The following is a 23,220-nucleotide window of genomic DNA, read 5'->3' on the forward strand; positions in this document are numbered from 1 at the left end:
CCTATAGAAGGGTCCCGCTCAAGACCGCAACAGCGACGCTGAAATAGATGATGAGGCCGGTGACATCGACAAGGGTTGCGACGAATGGTGCCGAAGCGCTGGCCGGGTCAAAACCTATCCTTTGCAGAATGAACGGCAGCATTGAGCCTGTAAATGAGCCGAACGTAACAATTCCGACCAAGGCAAAGCCAACTGTAATGGCAATCAGAACCCAGTGCTCACCGTAATCATAGAATCCGGCTTTTTGCCAGATGATGATACGGATAACGCCAATAGCACCAAGAATGGCGCCAAGAGTTATACCCGTTGGAATTTCCCTTAAGGCAACGCGCCACCAGTCGCGTAAGCGAATTTCCTGGAGGGCTAAGCTGCGGATCAGCAAGGATGTTGCCTGTGAGCCCGAGTTACCACCTGAGCTCATGATCAGGGGAATGAAGAGGGTCAGAACAATCGCTTTTTCCAGAGCGATCTCATAATGCTGCATGGCGCTTGCCGTCAGCATTTCACCCAGAAAGAGTGCAGCCAGCCAGCCAGCCCGCTTCCTGATCATGCTGAAGAAGCCAATCTTCATGTAAGGCTTGTCGAGCGTTTCCATACCACCGAATTTGAGGGCATCATCGGTGCTGTCCTCAATCATCGCATCGATCATATCGTCGACGGTGACAATGCCGAGAATATGGCGGCTCTCATCGACAACAGGTAATGCCAGCATGTTATGGCGGCGAATTTCGTGAGCCACATCTGCCTGATCTTCCAGAGGTGAGACGGTCACAAGTGTATCGGTCTGGGCAACGCTGAGTACAGGATCATCCGGTTCGCCCGTAATCAGACGACGCAAGGTCACAACGGTTTGAAGTGTGCCGTTATCCGGATCAAGGACATAAATCGCGTAAACAGTTTCGCGCGTTCCCTGTACACGTTTAACCAGATCGAGAGTCTGGCCAACAGTCCAGTCACCGGGAACAGACACAAACTCGGTTGTCATAAGACTACCCGCTGTTCGTTCCGGGTAGCGCATCAGCTTTTGAATTGCGATGCGGACTTTATGGTCAAGGCCGGAGATCAGCCGGGCACGGCTTGTCTCATCCAGTTCCTGAAAAATATCTGTCAGACGGTCGTTCGCGACTTCATTAAGGAGACGCACAGCAACGTTCGGGCGCATCTCGTTAATAATTTCGGGAGCATTCTGAAGTTCAGGCTGTTCGAGAATTTCGATAGCCTGTTCTTGGGGCAGAACAGCCAGAAGGGAAGCAGCATCTGCTGGCTCAAATGTATTAAGATGCTCAACTGCGTCGGCACTGGTGTAACCGGCAAGAGCTGCAGCTTCCATATTGAAACGGTCGGTATTCATGGGCTCGCCTTTATTTCGATCTGCCGTCTTACGCAGATCATGCGAGCCACCGGGGCTAGACCATGATCGCCTGAGACGGCTTAAACAATCGACTGTAACTGTCGCTTGGCATGGGGTTGAGAACTCCGGGTTGATGAAGCTTTTGCAAGGAGGGAAATCTTGTTGCAAAAGCAGGGCGAAAGTGATCTCGTTCCCAGTTAATGTCAACCCCTATCTGTTATATTTTACGACAAAGTGACATTTGTTCATTTACATAGGGCGAAGGTCGGGCTTGGCACCTCCTTGTATTTAATTTTCAACTTTCCAGATAGAGTTTGTGCGGTTACAAGTGCATTCGTCGTAGATGATTGTGTCCATCGTTCATTCGCAGGGAATTACGTGACAGCGCAGTTACCAGATACAATCGGGACAAGCCCCCCCGTTATGAAAAAGCGTAAGTCTCTGGTGCAGCCCAGTGCCTTGCCCGGGTTCGGACTGGCTTTTGGCTATACGATTTTATATCTCAGCCTGATTGTCCTCATTCCTCTCGCTGTTCTGATCACACAGGTTTCCCTGTCCGGGTGGCAGGTGATGTGGCAGGCTTTGACGGATGAGCGGACCGTGGCGGCACTTAGGGTGTCTTTTGGTATTTCTCTGGCAGCTGCTCTGGTTGATGCAATTGTTGGATTTCTGATTGCCTGGGTTCTGACCCGTTATAAATTCCCGGGGCACAAGCTGCTTGATGCAGTTGTAGATCTGCCCTTTGCCCTGCCGACAGCTGTGGCCGGTATTGCTTTAGTTACATTGTATAGTGCCAATGGCTGGATTGGCAGCCTGTTATCTCCTCTCGGAATAGAGGTTGCCTATACGCGACTGGGTATCTTTATTGCGCTGGTTTTTGTCGGGCTTCCGTTTTCCGTTCGTACTGTGCAGCCACTGATTGCCGAGATTGACCGCGAGCAGGAAGAGGCGGCCGCAACACTTGGTGCCAGTCGTGCGCGCACAATCTGGACGGTTCTTATTCCACCGATGATTCCTGCAATTCTAACAGGGTTCGCTCTGGCTTTTGCACGCGCTGTTGGTGAGTATGGGTCGGTTATCTTTATTGCCGGAAACAAGCCTTATGTTTCAGAGATTGCTCCATTGCTGATTGTTATCCGATTAGAAGAATATAACCTGCCGGGAGCTATGGCGATTGCAACAATCATGTTGATGTTGTCCTTCTTCACTCTGCTCTTCATCAATCTGTTGCAGGCATACAGCCGCAGGAGGTTTGGTGATGTCTGAACAGATTTCTAAAAAATTCCATCGTGTTGTTGAAGAGACGACACTCATACGGCGGCTTCTGATTGCCATTACGGTTATGTTTTTGGCTCTCGTTTTACTTTTACCACTGGCTTTGGTGTTCTTTGAAGCATTGTCCCGGGGATGGAATGCTTACTGGGAAAGCTTTGCTGATCCGGATGCGCAGGCCGCTATCTGGCTGACGCTGGTGGTTGCCGGTATTTCCGTACCCCTTAATCTGATCTTTGGGGTTGCAGCGGCATGGGCCGTTGCCAAATTTGAGTTTCGCGGGAAAAGTCTGCTCATCACTTTGATTGATCTGCCGTTTTCAGTTTCTCCTGTGGTGGCTGGGCTTATCTATATTCTGCTGTTTGGGGCTCAGGGCGTGTTTGGAAAGTGGCTTTCCGCTTATAATATCCAGATTATCTTTGCGCTGCCGGGCATTGTGCTGGCTACCATCTTCGTGACTTTCCCGTTTGTAGCACGTGAGCTTATTCCCCTGATGCAGGAGCAGGGGACCTCTGAAGAGGAAGCGGCACTGACATTGGGGGCATCGGGGTGGCGCATGTTCTTTACTGTTACATTACCCAATGCTCGGTGGGCTTTACTTTATGGAGTTTTACTCTGTAATGCCCGGGCAATGGGTGAGTTTGGAGCTGTCTCTGTTGTCTCTGGGCATATTCGCGGATTAACCAATACCATGCCCCTGAATGTTGAGATATTATACAACGAGTATAATGCTGTTGCAGCATTTTCCATGGCCTCATTACTTGCGATGCTGGCCATATTGACGCTGGTCGCTAAGGCTTTGCTGGAATGGCATTATGGGAATGAGTTATCTGGTCGGGGGGCGCATTGATTGTGTCTGTCGGTTTGGTAATGAAGGAGTAGTCGTGGAAATTAAAATTTCCGGTGTCACCAGAAACTACGGCGCAACGCCCGCTCTACGTGGTATTGATCTGGATATCCGCTCAGGTGAGCTTATGGCCCTGCTTGGCCCTTCGGGGTCTGGCAAGACGACGTTGTTGCGTGTCATTGCCGGGCTTGAGGCTGCGGATAGGGGCAATGTACTATTTGGAGGGCAGGATGCCACCAGTCTTCCTGTCCAGAAACGCAATGTTGGTTTTGTATTTCAGCACTATGCACTGTTTCGCCACCTGAGCGTATTTGATAATATCGCTTATGGTTTGCGCTGCCGGCCACGTAGTCTGCGCCCTTCTGCCAAAGATATTCGTGGGCGCGTTTTGAAACTTCTGGAACTCGTTCAGCTCGAAGGGCTTGAGAAACGTTTCCCAACACAGCTATCGGGCGGTCAGCGTCAGCGTGTTGCGCTGGCTCGGGCTCTGGCCGTTGAGCCGGATGTTCTTCTGCTTGATGAGCCGTTTGGGGCGCTTGATGCAAAGGTTCGTAAGGATTTGCGGCGATGGCTGCGAGAAATCCATGAACGTACAGGACAGACAACCATTTTCGTCACCCATGATCAGGATGAGGCGATTGAACTGGCTGACAGGGTTGCCATTCTGAATAAGGGGCTTCTGGAGCAGGTTGGAACACCAGACGAAGTCTATGACGATCCAGAAACCGCTTTTGTTATGTCTTTTATTGGGGAAACCGCTAAAATCAAGGCTGAGGTGCATGAAGGTGCCGTCTGGGTCAATGGTGGTAAAGTGCCAATTTCCCCGCCTGATACGCTTACTGGTGATGTTGAGCTTTATATTCGCCCATGGGATTTACGCCCCGTTGGTTTAGATGAACCTGCTCATCTTGAAGGAATAATCCGCTCAAGCCGTCGCGTCGGGAACGTCCGTCGTGCACAGGTCTCCCTCGATGATAATAATGCGGTTGAGATAGATTTGCCGTTATGGTCGACCATTGAGATTGGGGCTCCCGTCAATCTGGCGGTAACCCGTGCACGTTTTTTTGAAAAATGATCGCCTGAATGATCAGACAATAGGGTTTTAAAATATGGGGTTACGTATCTTCAGGGTTCTTGCTGTTTTGCTTGCAGGTCTTGGTTTCTGGAATGTGGCGATGGCTATGCCACGAAGCAATCTTATTGTTGGAGTTGCTGTTGAGCCACCTGGGCTTGATCCGACAATTGCTGCGCCAACGGTTATTCGGGATGTGGTTCACCTCAATATTTTTGAAGGGCTTGTTCGCATTAACGAGCAGGGTAAAACCGAGCCGTTACTGGCCAAAAGCTGGACAGTGTCGCCAGATGGGCTGACCTATACATTTACTCTTCAGGAGAATGTTCAGTTCCATGACGGGACGCCGTTTAATTCTTCTATGGTGAAATATGCTTTTGAGCGTGCATCTTCACCAGATTCAACAAATGCGCAGAAACAGATATTTGCGCCAATTACGAAAATTGATACGCCTTCGCCAACAGAAGTTGTCATTCACCTGAAAGAGCCCTCCGGTAATTTTATATATTATCTTGGCTGGGGTGATGCGGTGATGGTTGCTCCCAATACTGCTGCTGATAATCGCTCTCATCCGGTCGGGACGGGCCCATTCAAATTCAAAAGCTGGAGTCGGGGAAGTCAGGTTGAAATGGTCCAAAATGAGAGCTACTGGCAAAAGGGTAAGCCTAAGCTTGAGAGCCTGACTTTTCGTTTTATTGCTGACCCGCAGGCACAGGTTTCTGCAATCAATGCCGGAACGGTTGATGCTTTCCCCAATATTACGACACCGGAGCTGTTTGATCAGTGGCGTAAGGATAAACGGTTCACAACGGCCATTGGTTATACCGAGGGTGAGGTTGTGGCAGGCATGAATAATGCCCGTAAACCATTCGATGATGTCCGCGTCCGTAAGGCACTGATGCATGCGGTTGATCGTAATGCTTTGATTGAAGGGGCATATAACGGCTACAGCATACCAATTGGCAGCCATTTCTCGCCCAATCATCCAGCTTATGAGAATTTGGCTGATCGTATACCCTATGACCCGGTGAAGGCACGTGCATTGCTGAAAGAAGCTGGGTACCCAGATGGTTTCTCTTTCACACTCAAGACACCACAGATGGCATATGCCAGCCGTCCAGCCGAATTACTGGTAGCTTTCTTTGCGGACATTGGTGTGAAAGCACGAATTGAGATTACGGAGTATCCGGCAAAGTGGATATCAGACGTCTTCCAGAAGAAAGACTACGACATGACGATTATCGCGCATGCCGAGCCGCTTGATATCGGAATTTATGCGCGTGAGGGGTATTACTTCAATTATAATAACCCGGCCTTTCGTGAGCTGATGCATAAAATTGACCAGACAACAGATGAAAAAGAACGCTTCTCTTTTTACCGTCAGGCTCAGGAGATGCTGGCTGATGACGTGCCCGCGCTGTTTCTGTATCAATGGCCAAAACTTGGTGTTTGGAACGCTAAGCTGAAAGGTTTATGGAAAACTGCGCCGATTCCCGTGAACGATATGAGTGAAGCCTATTGGAGCGAATGAGATTTGCGGGTATTGCATAATCGAAAGCGGGCGGCATGTTGGTCGTACGCAGTATGTGATTTGAAAAGCCCATGCTTCGTTTGTTAGCCGGGAAGGTGGTCTCAGTTACCATAAGTCTGCTTGTGGTCTCTGTTGTGATTTTCCTCATTCTTGATCTTCTGCCTGGTGACCCGGCAGCCATTCTTTTGGGAACGGCTGCACAGGAAGATACACTGGCGGCTTTACGCCAGCAGATGGGCCTCGATCTGCCGCTGATAACACGTTATCTGAATTGGGTCGGGGATGTGCTTCGAGGAGATATGGGGACTTCCCTGATCTACCATATTCCGGTTTCGACACTCGTAGCTGAGCGTTTTGGTGTTACACTGCCCTTAACATTTCTGGCGGTTGTAATTGCCGGTATTATTGGCATTGGTAGTGGGGCAATTGCCGCCTTTTATCGCAATGGCCTGTTTGATCGTCTATCCCGCATTTTTGCCCATGCTGGCCTTGCTATTCCGGGGTTCTGTTTAGGGCTTGTCCTGATTTTGACGGTATCCCGGCATTTCAGTTCATTACAACCCGGTGGCTTTCCCGGATGGTCCGCTGGATTTATGCCTGCGTTATACGCCTTGCTGTTACCGGCACTTGCACTTGCAGCCTCTCTTGCCTCTGTTCTGTTTCGCGTATCCCGATCTGTGATGATTGATGTGATCCGGGCAGATTTTGTACGTACGGCTTTTGCAAAAGGTGTCTCGCGATTTCGTATTATGTGGCGCCATGCCTTGCCGAATAGTCTCCATCCAATTCTGACAGTTCTTGGATTGCAGATTTCTCTGCTGGTGGCAGGTACGGTTCTGATTGAAAGCGTTTTTGACCTCCCGGGTATCGGGCAGCTGATCATCAATGCCATGATGCAGCGTGATTTTGTTGTCATTCGCGCCCTTGCCTTACTGCTGGCCGGTGGGGTCATTATTATCAACGCCTTGATTGAGCTGGTGCAGTTAGCTCTTGATCCACGATTGAGGGCACGGTGATGATAGCTTTATCCCGTATCCGTAAACATCCGACGCTGCTTTGTGGGCTGGTGCTGACGGTGTTGCTTATTGCTGCAGCTCTGGTTTCATTCGTCTGGACGCCCGGAGACCCTGTTCGTCTGCGAATTGCTTTGCGGTTGAAAGCGCCACTTGAAGCTGGGCTGTTGGGTGCCGATCAACTGGGACGAGATATGGCTTCACTCGTTATGATCGGTGCACGTAATACATTGATTGTGGCATGGCCTGCGGTTCTTGCCGGGGCCTGTGTCGGCATTTTGCTGGGTTCCTTTGCTGCCAGTCGTCGTGGCAGGGTTGACCGTATTATTATGCGTGTCTGTGATGTGACATTCGCATTTCCTGCTTTATTAATCGCTATCATGATTGGTGCAGTTTACGGGGGCGGACCTCTGGCTGCTATCTGGGCTATTGCTCTGTTTAATGTGCCGGTATTCGCGCGTGTGACCCGCGGCGCTGCCCAGAAAATCTGGGCGATGGATTATATCCTTGCGGCTAAGGCGCTTGGGAAAAGCAGGTGGGCTATCGCAATTGAAGATGTCCTGCCTAATATTGCCGGTGTCATCATCATTCAGCTGATGGTGCAGCTGGCTATGGCCATTATTATGGAAGCAGGCTTCAGTTATGTCGGTATTGGTTTTGCGCCACCTGATCCGAGCTGGGGCCGGATGCTGAAAGAAGCCCAGACCTATATCGGTATTGCTCCGCATCTTATTCTTGTACCGGGTTGCGCTATCGCTTTTGCTGTTCTTGGACTTAATCTGCTTGGGGATGGTTTACGGGACATGCTGGATCCGGCAATGCGGCGTCGGAACCATAAGTCATGAGCGAATGACATTATTCTTCGCTGAATCTGATCTTTTTTTGATTTCTCCACATTTGCCGTCTTGCTTAGTCCGCCGCCTTGTGGCACTAACCGCCAATCTCCAGATGCGCACAACCTTCGCACCGGATGACCAGATGCTGCGGTAGCTCAGTGGTAGAGCACTCCCTTGGTAAGGGAGAGGTCGAGAGTTCAATCCTCTCTCGCAGCACCATTCTCTTCCATCAAAATTAGCGTTTTACTTGTGTAGACCAGTGGACCTGCCTTGATTTTAGCTGGGCTTGGTAATATGAGGTGGTTTTTGTAATACAAAATTCTCCTATAATTTATACAAGTTGGGTGCAATGTCTGATAAAATTAATGCTGACGCTCAGAATGTTTCTGAACAGGCGAAGCCGTCTCTGATTTCTCCTCTTTATTGGGTGCTGATCGGCGGTGGTATTTTAGCATATACAATCGATAATTATTTCAAGTGGGCAGCTGCCGCTGAAGGCGGTAGCGTAAATGTCCGTATTCCTAAAATCCTGAGCTTTCTGTACGATGCAGTTGAATTTGAAACTGCAACCATGATCCAGTTCGGTTTTGGTGCAGTGTTGCTCGGTATTGGTGTATGGGGCTTCGTTAAGGCTCTTAAAGCACGCCGCTCGTGAGGTTTATAATGCTTGCAAAGCTGTCTATTGCTTCTGTCGTATTGCTTGTCGCTTCTTCTGTTTCTGCTGAAGTTGTACCGGCAGGTGGAATGGCATTCTGCACTGCAAAGGAGCAGGTGCAGGTATATAAAGATGCTGTTGTCACCGCCATGGATAAAGTCAAGGTCGGTGAAATGACTGGCAAGTGCTATTCGATTGGAAGTGAATCTGAATATGACATTCTGGAACCTGCGGGTGCAGATGGTGTCATGAAGGTCAAGATTACCAAAATAGGCAGCAGCAAGCGTTCCATGACGGGTTTCGCAATCGTTCCATTGCTGTAGTTCTATATAGTACGAATTAGATGAATAACACACACAATAAAATTGGGCGTTATTTTATTGTGTGTGTTTAATATTTTTAATCCGAAGTTGTTGCTATTCTTTGGAGATTTTTTTCTTCATACGTGAAGAGATTTAGGTTTTTATTTTACTTTCTCAAATTGTGACAATCTCCCCCGCGTTGACAGTTTTCTAGTGTCAGATAACCTAACTTTTTTACTGGGTGAGTGGCATGAACGGTTTGGAAGAATCATTAAAAATTGTAGCTGAAAAACTCAAAGCACAAGCTAATCTGTTAGCTACAGAAGAAGCAGTTAAGACAGCTATCGTGCTGCCTGTCTTACGTGCCTTAGGTTATGATATATTCAATCCTTCAGAAGTTATTCCAGAGTTTACTGCTGATACTGTTGGTAAAAAAGGTGAAAAAGTTGATTATGCAATCTCTCTAGAAAATGATGTCCAGATTTTGATAGAATGTAAGCCTATCTCTTTTAAGTTAGAGGCTAAGCATGCAGGCCAATTATTTCGGTATTTCAGTGTTACAAAGGCAAAGTTTGGCATTCTAACCAATGGGCGGCAGTTTAATTTCTATACTGATCTTGAAGAAAAAAACAAAATGGATATGAAGCCATTTTTTACGTTTGATTTAATGGAATTAAAGAATTCTGATTTAATAGAAATTAAGAAGTTCGAGAAAAATAGTTTTGATATTCCAAATATTCTTCTGACAGCTGAACGACTGAAATATACATCAGGAATTAAACAAGCTATTGAAAATTTGATGGAAAATCCAACAGAGGATTTTGTAAGGCTTATTTCTGCAAATGTTTATGAAGGTCGCCTAACTGCTGCAAATCGTGAAATGCTTCAAGGCGTTACAAAAACAGCATTTCGTGAATTGATATCTGAGATTGTAAAACTCCGGATATCAAGTGCATTAGTTGATCCATCTTTACCAATTCCAGATGAAGAAAAGGTTTCAGCTGAAACTAATGACGAAATTGAACCAACAGAAGAAGAAATCCAAGGATATATGATTATAAAGGCTATCCTTCGTGAGGAAATATCTCCTGCCAGAATAGCAATTAGAGATGCCAAATCTTATTGTGCAATCCTCTTGGATGATAATAATAGAAAGCCAATCGCAAGACTCCATCTAAATCGATCGAAGAAATATATAGGCTTATTTGATGGTGCTGAAGAGGAAAAAATGCTTATAGAATCTCTGGATGATATCTATCAATATTCAGAGAGATTAATGTCTTCAATTAAGAAGTATACAGAAAGCATTCCTGCATAATATAGCTTGAGTTATGCAATATCTAAATTAAATTAAAACGCTCGGAGTTTCCGGGCGTTTGTTTTTTGTACGCTATAGATATATAATCAGTGGCTCATCATCTGCTTATGCATTTCTCTCTTCTTGTAATGTGTCCGATGCTGCTTTGATTTTTGGGCGTTCCAGTGCTCATCATGCATTTGCATTGCAGGTTGAGCTTTGGTGTAGCCAAAGCATCCGGCCTGACTTGGCATCTGCTTACAGGCAGCATTGCTGAATTCATGCATTGATAATTCATCGGCAGCCGTTGCGAATGCAGAGGTCGAGGCTAGCAAAGAGGCTCCAACGACAACTGCTGAAATAAAAGCACCATGACGCATAGCTCATACTCCTGTTCAAACTGTCTGAATGAATGCGTGTAACACTCATGCTTGTCATTAAATCTAGGGCAGTTGTCTGTGTAATTTAAGGCTACAAGCGGCTCATTCCGATAGGGCGAAATGTTGGAATAGGGTTTTTTATCATGGCGGGACTATGCAAGTTGATAATTGCGATTATTTGATAGGTCTGGCAGGCTTGAAAAATAAGACTATTCGATGATTTTTATTTGATGTAGCCTGAAAAAAAAGTGACGTGTGCTGGAAATCACAGCGCTGAGATTATTTCCGTTTCGAAGCGGAAAAAAAACAGGTCAACACCTCGTTAAGAGGGGAATACTCTTTGGGGCAGCTAGTAAATTTAGCAAAGAGGTGTCCTCGATGAGTAACCAGGGTAATCCTGATGAAGCTGCAATCAACGCACTTTCTGCAAAAGTTATGGCGCAGATTCCAGCTATCCTTGATAAGGCTGACAAGTTCATGACGGATGTCCAGATGGAAAAGCTGGAATCCCACATGCAGGCAATGGCACGTCGCTCTTTAACTTCAGAAAGTCTGCCTGAATTCGACACAAGCCTGTTTGATGAAGTGTCTCCAATTTCAAAATCTTTGGCACAGGAAGTCACAGATCTCTTTGGCAATCTGCCAGTGGAAGAGGCTCTGTTGCTGTCCATCCATTTTGAAACAGCACAATCCAAGAACTGATTTTTACTGACTGCTGTCCGAGTTGAATATCGGCGCATACATAAAGAGGAGAATATTATGTCACAGATTACCGTTGTAATCGGCGACCGTCTGGGTAAGGGGCAGAAAGTTGCTGCTGGCGCAGAGGCTGCAGGTGCGCGCGTTGTGGTTATCCCCGGTGTGGCTGCGGATATGAAGCTTGGTGATGTCATGAAGGCAGAGAATGCCGATTTCGGTATTTCGTTCTGCGGTAGTGGCGGTGCTGGTGCCATCACAGCCCAGACAAAATACGGCTACAAGGCAAAGCACAGCATGCGCGCCATTGATGAAGGCGTTGCTGCTATCGGCGAAGGCTACAATGTTCTTGGCTTCGGCTTCATGGATGTTGAGGAGCTCGGCAAGGCACTCGTAGAGGCTTACCAGAAAAAGCACGGTAAATGACATGCTGAAGCGCTTTGAGACTACTGTCAGAGTTAAGGGGCGCGGAGCCACGAGAGCACAGGCATTTGCCGATGCGCTCAATGGCGTTCAGCGCGCCGTAATGAATGATGGCGTGAAAGTCTTGCTGCGGATTGAACCGCAGAACGTTGAAGTTGTGCAGGCGGAAGAAGTCCAGATTAAAGAGCGGTTTCTTTTTCTGTTCCTGCCGCGGATACGGAGCAAGTTCTCCGTAACGCTGGATGTGGTCGTTAATGTTACGGGGATCGATGCGGATGCCGTCCAGTTCGATGTTCGTCAGGCATGACATTTAACGTCTTTATGACACTTGGTCTTGATGATGAGGGAGCAAGATAAGAAATGATGCTGATAATTCTAATCAAATCTTTGGTGATTGGAGGGCTCGTTGGCGTTGCCGTGGGGGCGGGCGCTGCTCGTATGTTCCATGCGCCGACGGTTCAAGGTATGGGCGCGTTCCGTACTCTTGGTGAAATGAACTCGTGTGAAGGCGATCCGGCCTCTCACTTCTCTTTCGGTCTGGGCTTCTTCTTTAACGCCTGGGCTTCTTCTGTTGCTGCGGGCTCTTTCACGCAGGACATCGACCACCGTGTTATCCCGAACTGGGGTGCTGCCGTTCTGCTTATGAAGAACCGCAATATCGGAGAGACGATGCATGATCCTAAAAAGATGGCAATCGTATGTGGTATCATCGGTATGGTACTGGTTGCCTTCCTGAATACAACAGCATCGGCCATTCCGGAAGCCTTGCAGATCACCGCTGTTAAGGTTTTGGTTCCTGCTGCAAACCTTCTGGTCAATACAGTGATGCCGGTTATTTTCTGGCTTGCCGCTATTGCTGCTAGTCGTTCGGCCGGTTTCTGGGGTACTATTTTTGGTGGTCTTGCCCAGATGATCATGGGTAACGCTGTTCCGGGTATCGTTCTTGGTATTCTGATCGGTAAGGGCGTTGATGAAAGCGGCTGGAACCGGATTACCCAGAGTATGATGGCTGCAGTTATTCTGCTCTTCGTACTCAGTGCCTTCTTCCGTGGCTTCGATATGAAATTCCTGACATCCTTCAATCTCGGTGTGCCGGGTTGGCTGGAAATGATCCACAATTCCATGAGTGGAAAGTAATTGGGGAGATATGACAATGGTTGAACAAGAACAGACAGCCAAAGAAAACACCGGTTTCTGGTTTGCAGATTGGTCTTTCCCGATTTTCGTCGGTTTGCTCTCTGCTGGCGTCTTTGCCGGTACCCATATGTACTACGTCTATAAGATCGGTGCATTTAACGAGGTTGCCTTCGTATCCATGCTGCGTACAGGCATTGATACAGGTGGGTATGGTGCGGTTGCGGCCTTCGGTGCCAGCTTCCTTTTCGCCCGTATCATTGAAGGGTCGCTCGTTGGTATTCTCGATATTGGTGGCGCGATCATGACAGGTGTCGGCCTTGGTATTCCAGCGCTTTTACTGGGTGCTGGCTGGGTCTATCCGGTTGAGAACTTCATTCCGGCCGTTATCACAGGCCTTCTTATTGGTCTGGTCATTGGTGGCATCATTATTCTGGCCCGTAAGTTTACGGTCAATCAGGGTAATGTGACCTACGGCGCTGACGTGATGATGGGGGCTGGTAATTCATCTGGCCGCTTCCTTGGCCCGTTGATCATCCTGTCTGCTATCAGCGCATCTATCCCGATCGGTGTAGGTTCCCTGATTGGTGCTTTGATCTTCTACGTGTGGAATAAGCCGATTACGGGTGGTGCCATTCTTGGTGCGATGGTCTTCGGATACTTCTTCCCCGTTGCCCTATAAAAACGCAAAATCCGGGGGCAACGGCCGGAGGCGGAACAATTCGCCTCCGGTTTCCAAAAAAGAGGTAATACTATGTATGACTTGCTGATTAGAAATGCGCGATTAGCTGATGACACGACAGCGGATGTTGCTGTTAAGAATGGGAAGATAGCGGCGCTCGGTCAGTTGGGAGAAGGGGCCGCTGCAAAGACAGTTGACCTGAAACAGAAATATTATCTGAGTGCAGGCTGGATTGATAACCACGTTCATGCCTATCCCTCATCTCCAATTTATTATGATGAGCCTGATCTGATCGGTATTGCAGGTGGTGTGACCACAATCGTTGATGCAGGCAGCACAGGTGCGACAGACATCGCTGATTTCAAAAGAATTGCCGCAAACTGCAAGACAAACGTCAAAGCTCTCCTGAATGTCTCCAGAATTGGAATGATCGTTCAGCATGAGCTTGCCAATATGGATGATATCAATGCGCAGCTGGATGCCGAGACAATCGCCCAGCACCGTGATTTCATTGTTGGTATCAAGGCGCGTATGAGTGGCAGTGTTGTTGGCTCAAATGGTATTGAACCCTTGCGTCTGGCAAAGGATATTCAGAGCGCCAATGGTGATTTGCCTCTGATGGTTCACGTCGGTAACCCGCCACCAACTCTGGAAGAGATTGTTGATCTGATGGGTAAGAACGACATTCTGACCCATTGCTTTAATGGCAAGCCAAACAGAATTCTTGATGGTGATGGCAGGCTTCGCGATGCCGTTAAGCAGGCCGTTAATCGCGGTATGTTGCTTGATGTTGGCCATGGGAGTGCGAGCTTCAGTTTTGAGGTTGCACGTCAGGCCATCAATGAGGGCATTCTGCCCGATACCATCAGTACCGATATCTATTACAAGAACCGCATGAATGGCCCGGTTATCAGTCTGGCGCTTGTTATGTCCAAGTTCCTCTATCTTGGTATGACATTGCCGCAGGTTATTGAACGCGTGACATCGCGTGCTGCCGATATGTTTGGCTTTGATGGCAAAGGCCGTCTTGAAGTAGGTGCTGATGCTGATCTGACACTCTTCGATATTGATGAGACTGCGCTTGAGGCACATGACTGTGAAGGTGGTGTTGAGATGTGCAGTCCAAATCTCATCCCATTGGCAGCGGTTGTTGCGGGTGAGGTTTTTGTTACCGAGCACGGTTCCGGCAAGATTTAAGGAAGAGAGCCAATGGCTTCAATCTATGAACGTTATAATCTCAAGCCCGTTATCAACGCATCCGGTCGGATGACCATTCTTGGTGTCTCCACGCCGCCTCAGGATGTTGTTGATGCCGTAACGCTTGCCATGGGCAGCTATTTTGAGATGAAGGATCTGGTCAATAAAACCGGTGACTACATTGCAAAATTGCTGGGAGCAGAAGCAGCGACTGTTGTTTCATCTGCATCTGCCGGTATTGCCCTTTCCGTTGCTGCTGTCATCGTCAAAAATGATCCATGGATGCTGGTTAACCTTCATGCAACACCGGTTGAGGGACCACGCGAGATTGTTTTGCCGAAAGGGCATAACGTTAATTATGGCGCACCTGTTGGTACAATGATTGCGCTTGGCGGCGGTAAGGCTGTTGAGGCTGGTTGGGGTAATGAGTGCTCGGCTGAGCAGCTCTCTGCCGCTGTTGGGTCTAATACAGCCGCTATCCTCTACATCAAATCGCATCATGCGCTTCAGAAGAGTGTACTGAGTGTGAAAGAGGCTGTTGAGGTTGCCCGCAAGCATAAGCTGCCATTGATCGTTGATGCGGCTGCTGAAGAAGATTTGCGCTGCTATTACGATATGGGTGCTGATCTTGTGATCTATAGCGGCGCCAAGGCCATAGAAGGCCCAACCAGTGGTCTGGTTGTCGGCAAGAAAGATTTTATCGAATGGGTCAAGCTGCAGGGACAGGGGATTGGCCGCGCGATGAAGGTTGGCAAGGAAGGTATCCTTGGCTTGACCGTTGCCATTGAAAGTTACCTTAAGCGTGCCAAGGAAACGGGCGCTGAAATGGAAGCCAAGCTGACACCTTTCATTGAAGATGTCAGTAAAATTGATGGTGTGAGTGCTCGGGTTGTCTGGGATTCCGCCGGTCGTGATATCGCCCGCGGAGAAGTGAGCTTTGATGAAAAGAAAATCGGCCGCACAACCAAAGAGCTGATCAAAGACCTCAAATCAGGTGATGTTGCCATCTACTTTCGTGAATATCGTGCCAATGAAGGCAAGGTTGAAGTTGATGTCAGAAGTGTCAGCGACGAAGAGCTGAAAACAATCAGCCAAAATATCCGTCGCGTTGTAAATGGAGATAAATAAAATGAAGCTACAGCCCAACTATTATGCTGATCGCGTGTGCCTCAATGTGCTGGCCGGATCAAAGCAAAACGCCGTAGATGTCTACAAGGCTGCTCAGGGGCACGTTCTGGTTGGTGTTCTTTCCAAGAACTACCCGGATGTTGCCAGTGCCGTAGCTGACATGTGTGACTATGCCGGTTTGATTGAAAACGCGATCTCTGTCGGCCTTGGTGCAGGCGATCCCAAACAGTCTGAAATGGTTAGTGCCATTTCAGGAGAATTGCAGCCACAGCACGTCAATCAGGTTTTCACAGGCGTTGGTGCAAGTCGTGCACTGCTTGGTCAGAATGAATCTGTTGTTAATGGTCTTGTTTCTCCGACAGGTCAGGTTGGAAAGGTCAAGATTTCGACGGGGCCGCTAAGCTCAAAGGCTGAAGATGCAATCGTGCCGGTTTCGACGGCCATTGCGATGCTCAAAGATATGGGCGGCAGCTCAATCAAGTACTTCCCAATGGGTGGTCTGAAGCATCGTGATGAGTATAAAGCTGTTGCCGATGCCTGCGCTAAAGATGATTTCTGGCTGGAGCCAACGGGCGGAATTACGCTGGACAACTTTAAAGAGATCGTTCAGATTGCTCTTGAAGCAGGCGTGTCAAAGGTTATTCCGCATGTCTACAGCTCAATCATTGATGAGGCCAGTGGAGACACTCGTCCTGATGATGTTGAAAAGCTGTTACAGATGGTAAAAGAGCTGCTCTGATTATTTTTTGAGGGCGGACCTGAATTATAAGGCACGAGGAGGCTTTGAGTAGCTTCCCGTGCCTTGTTGTAATGGTCATTGCATGGATAGAGGTGGGATGGTCAAGTTCCCATACCAGAGACTGGCGCAGATGTTCTCGGAGTTGCATGCCGAGTCCTTACCGCAGGAAGAACTTGCGCGCCGCCTATCTGTGTCAACGCGTACAGTTCGTAGTGATATTGATATCCTGAATGATATTCTTTCAGGACATGGTGCCCAGTTTGTTTTGAAAAGGGGTAAGGGATACAGCCTTAATATCGATGATCCCGCAAAGTTTGAAGAAGCAATAAAAGGGACGCTTGATAGTGCTGCACCGGTTCCTCAAAGTGCAGCAAAACGTGTCAGACAACTGCTTATTCGTTTTTTGAGCTCCGCTTATGCTCTGAAACTTCAGGACCTTGCTGATGAATGGAATGTCAGTCGTGCAACGTTGCAGGCTGATATGGCAGATGTGCGGGAGAGATTTGCACGGTACCAGCTCTCAATTGAAGTTAAGCCTCATTACGGCATGAAGCTGATCGGTGAGGAAACGGCTATTCGTGTATGCCTCGCCGATCTGATGTCAGAGATTTCATCTGAAAGCCCCGATCTGACTCTCTTTCAGGATGAACACAAACTTTCAGCTGCTCTGGCAATCGTCAGGGCCGAACTGCCTCATTGTCTGTCACGTGCCGGGTTGAAGCTGACAGATGAGGGGGCGCAGTTTATGACATTTTATTGTGCCATTGCTGTCTGCCGTATCATGGAGGGATTCCCGCTTCAGGATTTTAAGGCGGAAGAGCCGGTCGATGATATCCGTCATGCTGCCAGCCATATAATTGCAATGATGCGGCGTATGACAGGGATACATATTTCCGCATCTGAAGAAGCCTTTATCTGCGTAAATATTGCAGCCAGAAGCGTACAGGGCATTCTGCCAAGCGAGATTAATGCGGATGATGCCGGGGCTTTGGTCAGCTATATTCTTGAGTATATCAATAGACATTATCATTATGACCTGCGCCATGATGAGCAGCTCAGAACAGATATGATCACCCATGTAAAAACAATGATTACAAGGGTACGATATCAGATTAATCTACCTAATCCTGTGCTGGCTGATATTAAACAGCACTACGCACTGGCATTCGATTTCACACTCTCTGCGGTTAGCAGCTGGGCGAAACATTCGCCTTACCGTATCTCTGAAAACGAGATCGGTTATCTGGTTTTACACATCGGTGTGGGGCTCGAGCGCCATTACCAGATTGGTTATTTGAGAAGACCACAGGCGCTTCTTGTTAATGATGGTGGTAATGCAACCCTTCGGACACTGGAGGCTTTGTTGCACCGGCGTTTTCCGCAGATGGATATCTGTGCGACAATGACCGGACAGGAGTATGATCAGCTTGAAGCTGTGACAGCTGACTTCGTGATTGCAACGTCACGTCTGCAGGAGAAAAACAGGCCTGTGGCCGTGGTTTCTCCATTTCCGTCAGATTATCAGATAGAGCAGCTGGAAAAGCTTGTTTCAGTCGATAGAACGCGCCCCTATATGCTCAAGCGTTATTTTGCTGCCAAGCATTTCATGGTCGCCAGAAAGGGAATGACGCAGGAAGAGCTCTTCAGTGAAGTCTGCGCTAAACTGGCGGCAGAAGGATATGTTGATAAAGAATTTGCGGATTCCGTCAGGGAACGTGAGAGCATCCTGAGTACGATGCTGGGGGATGGTATTGCTATTCCGCATGCCCTTGGTCTCATGGCTCGTAAAACGGCTGTTTATACGGTCATCGCGCCTGAGGGGATTGAGTGGGGAGATGGTAGTATCGCCAAGGTTATTTTTCTGCTCGCCATTAGCAAGACAGAATATGAAGAAGCGATGGCGATCTATGATCTATTCGTGAATTTTATGCGTCAACGTACAGCAACAAAGCTGGCTGAGAGCCGTTCGTTTGAAGAGTTTTACGAAACAGCTCTTGCCAGTATGTCAGATGCATAAAGCTGGCTGATGTTGATCAGCGTGCCGTTTTTGCCAGATGCTCGCGGACTTCTGCTGTTGTTGCCTTTTCAAGAATGTCTTTAGCAAGCTGGTTGCATTCGTCCAGTCTCCAGCGTGACAGTGTTGCTTTCACAGATGGAATGGAAGGAATACTGGCAGAAAGCTCTGTAACGCCCATGCCGACCAGAAGGGGAGCCGCACGTTCATCAGAGGCAAGGCCCCCGCATACACCAACCCATTTGCCGTGCTTCTTGGCGCCTTCGCAGGTCATTGCAATCATTGCAAGGACACCAGGATGCAAGGCATCTGCCTGCTTAGCCAGTTGCGGGTGACCGCGATCCATCGCAAGTACGTACTGTGTCAGGTCGTTGGTCCCGATGGAGAAGAAGTCGACTTCCTTGGCAAAGCGCTCTGCCATGACAGCGGTTGAGGGAACTTCAACCATGATACCGACTTTGACATCCTTAACACCCATACTAGCCTGTTCTTCTGCAAGAATGGCCTTGGCTTCACGGAGTTCATCGATAGATGCAATCATCGGGAACATGATATGAAGTTTGGCATAAGGTGCCGCCTGCAAAATAGCGCGCAGCTGTGTTCTAAGAATATCTGGACGTTCCAGCCCAACCCTTATGCCACGTAATCCGAGGAACGGATTATCTTCTTTTGGAAGAGGCATGTAGGAGAGGGGTTTATCTCCGCCAACATCCAGTGTTCTGACAACAAGGGTCCGTTCAGAGCCAAGAGCTTTTGCGACTGCGCAATACTCCTGAGCCTGCTCTTCCTCGCTGGGAGCCGTATCCCTGTTATCGAACAGGAATTCAGATCGAAGCAAGCCGACGCCTTCAGCACCTTTCACGATTGCCTCGCGGGCATCCGTAGCATTCCGAATATTTGCAACGACCTCTATACGAGTACCGTCGCTTGTTTTTGCTTCATTTTGCGAAAGGGCGCTTTCTTCGGCGCGGCGTGCTTCGATTTTCTTGATCTCGGCTTCTGCGGCTTCAAGTTGCTCCTTCGTTGGAGCAAGACGCAATGTGCCAAGAGAACCATCAATAATTGCCTGCCCACCTTCCGGTATGAGCAGGGCTTGCTGATCTATCCCACAAACAGCTGGTATTCCAAACGAACGGGCAAGAATAGCCACATGGCTAGTTGCACCACCTGTTCTGGTGCAGAAACCTTTGACCTTGACCGGGTCAAGAGCAGCTGTATCTGAAGGTGTCAGATCTTCAGCAATCAGGATTGAGCCTTCAGGAACATCAATCTCAACATGTTCAACACCGGCAAGGAGCGCCAGAACACGTCGGCCAATATCCCGGATGTCATTCGCTCTTTCGCCCAAAAAAGCGTTTCCTTGAGCTTCAAGCCTTGCTGAATAGGCCGTAAAAGCGTCGCGCCATGACCATGCCGCAGACTTGCCTTCGCCAAGGTTTGTATAGGTATGGGCCATCAGATCAGGATCTTGCAGAAGCTCCTGATGCATGCTCATAATTGCCTGTTTGGCAGGCTCTTTTAAACGAACCTTGATATCTTCAATTTGAGAACTCGCATCCGCAAGGGCTTTTAAAAAGCGGGCCTGTTCATCTGTGTAGGCTAGGCCATGCTCAGGAATATCAAATTCCTGAATACGATGATGATAGATACGGCCAATTGCAATTCCCGGAGAAGCGCCAACACCCGTTAGAAGATTGGCGTCAACAATGATAGGTTGCTGTTGTACGGGTTGTGCCGGTGCCGTAGTGGCTGGTGGTGCCTCATGCTCATCTTCGCCACAGGCATCTTTAATAAGCTGTGTCAGTTCATTAAGGGCTTCAGCAGCATCCTCACCAGAGGCTTCAATGCGGACAATATCACCCTTGCGTGTTGAAAGACCCATAATGCCAACAACTGATTTGGCATTTGCACTGAGGTCTCCAAACAGGATTTTGATATCCGATTGAAACGACTTTGCTTTTGTCGCGAGAACCGCAGCAGGACGTGCGTGAAGCCCTGCAGGATTAGGAATTGCGATATTCTCTGAAACAAGCTTGTCGCTACCGGTCTGATTGGCCATCTAAGAGCCCCTCCATTCGTTATCGACTGACATGAGCACTGTATTTGCAGCGCTGCAAACTGTTGACCGGAAAATTTTCCGGTTCAAATCGGAAAACGGTTTGGCCTTTCCGGAGGTTCCATTTTAATTGCGATTCAATTAAGAAAAGTGATCTTTGAATAAATTGGTCCCATTATTGGCATTGTCATGAATAACAAGGCAGACAGGCTGAAGTCAGCACTGAGAGAAAACCTTAAGCGCCGTAAGGCCCATATGCGTGAGCGTAATGTGGGAAAAGATGCAGCACAGGAAAAAGCAACTGCTGAGGTTGTGAGGGAAGAGACGAAAGACAATCAATAGCTGTGAGTGAATTGTGCATTTTTCCAGCATTTTCAACTGTTGCTACGGATCGTCAATCTTTTTGCCTTAAATGGTGGTCATGAAATCGTATTGATTGCGCAAGAAAGCGCATGTAACTCAACTATACAAACGCTCTTTGCGTGCGCATCGGGTAAAAACTGAGGACAGAATGGATCGTATCGTAATCCGGGGTGGAGCCCCATTAAATGGCGTGATTCCAATTTCCGGAGCCAAGAATGCCGCCTTGCCTTTAATGATTGCGAGCCTTCTGACGTCAGAGACGCTTGAGCTGACTAATGTACCCCGCTTAGCGGATATCTCCTCCCTCCTGCGAATTATGAGTAATTTCGGTGTTGACCACACGATTGCCGGCAAGCGCTTGGGTGAAAATACTGAATCTGGTCAGACAATTCGCCTTAATGCTGGCAATGTTGTCGATACGTTTGCACCCTATGAGCTGGTCTCCACGATGCGTGCAAGCTTCTGGGTAATTGCTCCGTTGCTGGCCCGCTTTGGTGAGGCCCGTGTCTCTATGCCGGGAGGCTGTGCTATCGGTACACGTCCTGTTGATCTGCTGATCATGGCTTTAGAAAAGCTTGGCGCTGATGTTGAAGTTGATGGTGGATACGTTGTTGCCAAAGCCCCTAATGGTTTAACAGGTGGAACAATACATTTCCCGAAGGTCACAGTTGGCGGAACACATGTTGCGCTGATGGCGGCAACTTTGGCAAAGGGCACAACCATTATTGATAATGCCGCTTGTGAGCCTGAAGTGACTGATCTGGCGGATTGCCTTAATAAGATGGGTGCCAGAATTAAAGGTGCCGGTACACCTCATATTGAAATTGAGGGTGTCCCCAGTCTGCACGGTGCTTCTCATCCTGTGCTGCCGGACCGGATTGAAACCGGAACCTACGCTATGGCTGTTGCCATGACGGGTGGTGATGTTCTCCTGCAGGACACTCGCGCTGATCTTCTGCAAAGTGCACTTGATGTTCTGGCCCGTACGGGCACGGAAGTTATACCTGTTGAGAATGGTATCAGAATTCGACGCGAGGGCGGTCAGATTGAAGCCGTCAATATTACGACAGAACCATTCCCGGGCTTTCCGACTGATTTACAGGCTCAGTTCATGGCCCTGATGACGAAGGCTAAGGGTAGCTCAACCATTCGCGAAACAATTTTTGAAAACCGCTTTATGCACGTGCAGGAATTGGCACGTCTTGGTGCTCAGATCAGGCTTGATGGCGATTGTGCGATTGTTGATGGGGCAGGCGTGCTGAAAGGTGCGCCGGTGATGGCAACTGATCTTCGTGCGTCTGTTTCACTGGTAATTGCCGGTTTGGTTGCAGAGGGTGAAACGACAATCAATCGTGTCTACCATCTTGATCGCGGGTTTGAGGCACTGGAGGCCAAACTGTCTCGGTGCGGTGCAAATATTGAGCGTGTGCGCGGATAACGAAAAGGCTGGAGAAATTTCCAGCCTTTTTTATTTTGGGGGAGGTGTTTAACGTCTCCAACGCTGTGGTGTAGTGGACGTTTTTGTGAAAGTTGCCAATGCAGCAACAATAAAAAGAAGTTTCTTCATAACTGGGTCTTTCAAATCCCTAATTTATAATTCTATAATTCCTTGATAGCGGGTTGAACTAAACAAAAGCTGAATCGATTTTAAAATAAATCCTCAGTACCCTGTTGCGGTCTGCTGCGCATAAAACTTGGTTTCGCATATTATGTTATTATTTTCGCTTGCCTCTTCCAGAGAAGAATGCATGTTCAGGTTATTGATGTGAGCAGTTTGAGCGATGGATAACCTGAAACTTATTGCCCTGGACGCTGATGATCTTGAAGTGATCTCAGCCCATTTGGAAGATAGCCTTATTCGTCTCGGAGATATGGTCTATCTGCCGAAAGAAAAGAAATTTGTCTTTACGACACAACGGATGGACTGGGAGACCAGCCAACCGGATGATCCTCACTATAATCTGACAGGTGTTCATTTTGAGCGTGTAACAGCTGTTCGGAGCCGAGGTCTTGATTTATCCAATAAAGATGCGACGCTGTGCTTGTTGGCCATTGTCTTTAATGAGAAAGATAAGCCCTCCGGAACGGCCACTCTGGTCTTTACACGATATGTTGAGATTGAACTCGAAATTGAGTGTATTGAGGTTCAGATGAAAGACCTTGGTATTGTTCCGTCAGAGGCCTTAAAAGAGACCCGCGCACAAGACTGACTAAAGTCGTAAGGATTTTGAA

General features: G+C 48.3%; 24 protein-coding genes and 1 tRNA gene. 22 read left to right on the plus strand and 3 right to left on the minus strand.

The genetic code is table 11. The annotated features are described in order from the left end of the window. Position 1: 1 nt before the first annotated feature. Positions 2 to 1,351, minus strand: a complete 1,350-nt coding sequence (mgtE, locus tag WJT86_RS03665; RefSeq protein WP_346336124.1) for a magnesium transporter — start codon at positions 1,349 to 1,351, stop codon at positions 2 to 4. A gap of 423 nt (positions 1,352 to 1,774) precedes the next feature. Here mgtE and cysT point away from each other — a divergent pair, with 423 nt between their 5' ends. The 10 genes from cysT to WJT86_RS03715 all read left to right on the plus strand — a co-directional run bounded on the left by cysT (position 1,775) and on the right by WJT86_RS03715 (position 10,197). Next, positions 1,775 to 2,617 (plus strand): sulfate ABC transporter permease subunit CysT, encoded by an 843-nt coding sequence (cysT, locus tag WJT86_RS03670; protein WP_346336299.1) that lies wholly within the window; start codon positions 1,775 to 1,777, stop codon positions 2,615 to 2,617. Then, complete coding sequence (gene cysW, locus WJT86_RS03675) at positions 2,610 to 3,473, plus strand: sulfate ABC transporter permease subunit CysW (protein WP_346336125.1); 864 nt, start codon at positions 2,610 to 2,612, stop codon at positions 3,471 to 3,473. The genes cysT and cysW overlap by 8 nt, the downstream gene beginning before the upstream one ends. Before the next feature lie 34 nt (positions 3,474 to 3,507). After that, a complete protein-coding gene (locus tag WJT86_RS03680; RefSeq protein ID WP_346336126.1) occupies positions 3,508 to 4,545 on the plus strand; it encodes a sulfate/molybdate ABC transporter ATP-binding protein in 1,038 nt (345 codons plus the stop codon). Between the two features lie 34 nt (positions 4,546 to 4,579). Continuing rightward, positions 4,580 to 6,073, plus strand: coding sequence for an ABC transporter substrate-binding protein (locus WJT86_RS03685; protein WP_346336127.1), 1,494 nt, complete (start codon positions 4,580 to 4,582; stop codon positions 6,071 to 6,073). Positions 6,074 to 6,144: 71 nt separating this feature from the next. Continuing rightward, the gene (locus WJT86_RS03690; protein WP_346336128.1) at positions 6,145 to 7,089 is read left to right on the plus strand and encodes an ABC transporter permease; all 945 of its coding nucleotides are present in this window, start codon (positions 6,145 to 6,147) and stop codon (positions 7,087 to 7,089) included. Next, entirely contained in the window at positions 7,089 to 7,931 is an 843-nt protein-coding gene (locus tag WJT86_RS03695) for an ABC transporter permease (RefSeq protein ID WP_346336129.1), read from the plus strand. The genes WJT86_RS03690 and WJT86_RS03695 overlap by 1 nt, the downstream gene beginning before the upstream one ends. A gap of 135 nt (positions 7,932 to 8,066) precedes the next feature. Next, a tRNA-Thr gene (locus tag WJT86_RS03700) sits at positions 8,067 to 8,141 on the plus strand. 130 nt (positions 8,142 to 8,271) lie between these two features. Continuing rightward, positions 8,272 to 8,577 carry a hypothetical protein gene (locus tag WJT86_RS03705; RefSeq protein ID WP_346336130.1) on the plus strand — a complete coding sequence of 102 codons (306 nt, stop codon included), beginning with the start codon at positions 8,272 to 8,274 and terminating at the stop codon, positions 8,575 to 8,577. Positions 8,578 to 8,585: 8 nt separating this feature from the next. After that, entirely contained in the window at positions 8,586 to 8,900 is a 315-nt protein-coding gene (locus WJT86_RS03710; protein ID WP_346336131.1) for a hypothetical protein, read from the plus strand. Positions 8,901 to 9,129: 229 nt separating this feature from the next. Next, positions 9,130 to 10,197 carry a type I restriction endonuclease gene (locus tag WJT86_RS03715; protein WP_346336132.1) on the plus strand — a complete coding sequence of 356 codons (1,068 nt, stop codon included), beginning with the start codon at positions 9,130 to 9,132 and terminating at the stop codon, positions 10,195 to 10,197. A gap of 86 nt (positions 10,198 to 10,283) precedes the next feature. On the opposite strand, the gene WJT86_RS03720 is transcribed toward WJT86_RS03715, so the two are convergent. Further along, positions 10,284 to 10,556, minus strand: a complete 273-nt coding sequence (locus tag WJT86_RS03720; RefSeq protein WP_346336133.1) for a hypothetical protein — start codon at positions 10,554 to 10,556, stop codon at positions 10,284 to 10,286. Between the two features lie 378 nt (positions 10,557 to 10,934). On the opposite strand from WJT86_RS03720, the gene WJT86_RS03725 reads away from it, so the two are divergent. The 9 genes from WJT86_RS03725 (at position 10,935) to WJT86_RS03765 (ending at position 18,572) form a co-directional block, all read left to right on the plus strand. Then, a complete protein-coding gene (locus tag WJT86_RS03725; protein ID WP_346336134.1) occupies positions 10,935 to 11,258 on the plus strand; it encodes a hypothetical protein in 324 nt (107 codons plus the stop codon). Positions 11,259 to 11,315: 57 nt separating this feature from the next. Then, positions 11,316 to 11,678: an SFCGS family glycine-rich protein gene (locus WJT86_RS03730; RefSeq protein WP_346336135.1), complete on the plus strand. Its 363-nt coding sequence runs from the start codon at positions 11,316 to 11,318 to the stop codon at positions 11,676 to 11,678. A 1-nt stretch (position 11,679) separates the two neighbouring features. Further along, positions 11,680 to 11,982: a DUF4312 family protein gene (locus WJT86_RS03735; protein ID WP_346336136.1), complete on the plus strand. Its 303-nt coding sequence runs from the start codon at positions 11,680 to 11,682 to the stop codon at positions 11,980 to 11,982. A 53-nt stretch (positions 11,983 to 12,035) separates the two neighbouring features. Continuing rightward, positions 12,036 to 12,812, plus strand: coding sequence for a DUF4311 domain-containing protein (locus tag WJT86_RS03740; RefSeq protein WP_346336137.1), 777 nt, complete (start codon positions 12,036 to 12,038; stop codon positions 12,810 to 12,812). A gap of 16 nt (positions 12,813 to 12,828) precedes the next feature. After that, a complete protein-coding gene (locus tag WJT86_RS03745; protein WP_346336138.1) occupies positions 12,829 to 13,491 on the plus strand; it encodes a DUF4310 family protein in 663 nt (220 codons plus the stop codon). 72 nt (positions 13,492 to 13,563) lie between these two features. After that, the gene (locus WJT86_RS03750) at positions 13,564 to 14,688 is read left to right on the plus strand and encodes an amidohydrolase/deacetylase family metallohydrolase (protein ID WP_346336139.1); all 1,125 of its coding nucleotides are present in this window, start codon (positions 13,564 to 13,566) and stop codon (positions 14,686 to 14,688) included. A 12-nt stretch (positions 14,689 to 14,700) separates the two neighbouring features. Next, positions 14,701 to 15,816, plus strand: a complete 1,116-nt coding sequence (locus tag WJT86_RS03755) for a DgaE family pyridoxal phosphate-dependent ammonia lyase (RefSeq protein WP_346336140.1) — start codon at positions 14,701 to 14,703, stop codon at positions 15,814 to 15,816. 1 nt (position 15,817) lies between these two features. Further along, positions 15,818 to 16,555, plus strand: a complete 738-nt coding sequence (gene dagF / locus WJT86_RS03760; RefSeq protein WP_346336141.1) for a 2-dehydro-3-deoxy-phosphogluconate aldolase — start codon at positions 15,818 to 15,820, stop codon at positions 16,553 to 16,555. A gap of 97 nt (positions 16,556 to 16,652) precedes the next feature. Next, complete coding sequence (locus WJT86_RS03765) at positions 16,653 to 18,572, plus strand: BglG family transcription antiterminator (RefSeq protein ID WP_346336142.1); 1,920 nt, start codon at positions 16,653 to 16,655, stop codon at positions 18,570 to 18,572. Between the two features lie 16 nt (positions 18,573 to 18,588). On the opposite strand, the gene ptsP is transcribed toward WJT86_RS03765, so the two are convergent. After that, positions 18,589 to 20,628, minus strand: a complete 2,040-nt coding sequence (gene ptsP, locus WJT86_RS03770) for a phosphoenolpyruvate--protein phosphotransferase (protein ID WP_346336143.1) — start codon at positions 20,626 to 20,628, stop codon at positions 18,589 to 18,591. A 186-nt stretch (positions 20,629 to 20,814) separates the two neighbouring features. Between ptsP and WJT86_RS03775 the strand changes: the two genes are divergently transcribed. The 3 genes from WJT86_RS03775 to WJT86_RS03785 all read left to right on the plus strand — a co-directional run bounded on the left by WJT86_RS03775 (position 20,815) and on the right by WJT86_RS03785 (position 23,198). Further along, positions 20,815 to 20,967: a hypothetical protein gene (locus WJT86_RS03775; RefSeq protein ID WP_346336144.1), complete on the plus strand. Its 153-nt coding sequence runs from the start codon at positions 20,815 to 20,817 to the stop codon at positions 20,965 to 20,967. 169 nt (positions 20,968 to 21,136) lie between these two features. Beyond that, the gene (gene murA, locus WJT86_RS03780; RefSeq protein WP_346336145.1) at positions 21,137 to 22,426 is read left to right on the plus strand and encodes a UDP-N-acetylglucosamine 1-carboxyvinyltransferase; all 1,290 of its coding nucleotides are present in this window, start codon (positions 21,137 to 21,139) and stop codon (positions 22,424 to 22,426) included. Positions 22,427 to 22,769: 343 nt separating this feature from the next. After that, entirely contained in the window at positions 22,770 to 23,198 is a 429-nt protein-coding gene (locus tag WJT86_RS03785; RefSeq protein WP_346336146.1) for a DUF2948 family protein, read from the plus strand. Positions 23,199 to 23,220: the final 22 nt, after the last annotated feature.

Origin of the sequence: Hohaiivirga grylli, from assembly GCF_039655745.1 — a bacterium.
Classification (GTDB): domain Bacteria; phylum Pseudomonadota; class Alphaproteobacteria; order Rhizobiales; family Beijerinckiaceae; genus Hohaiivirga; species Hohaiivirga grylli.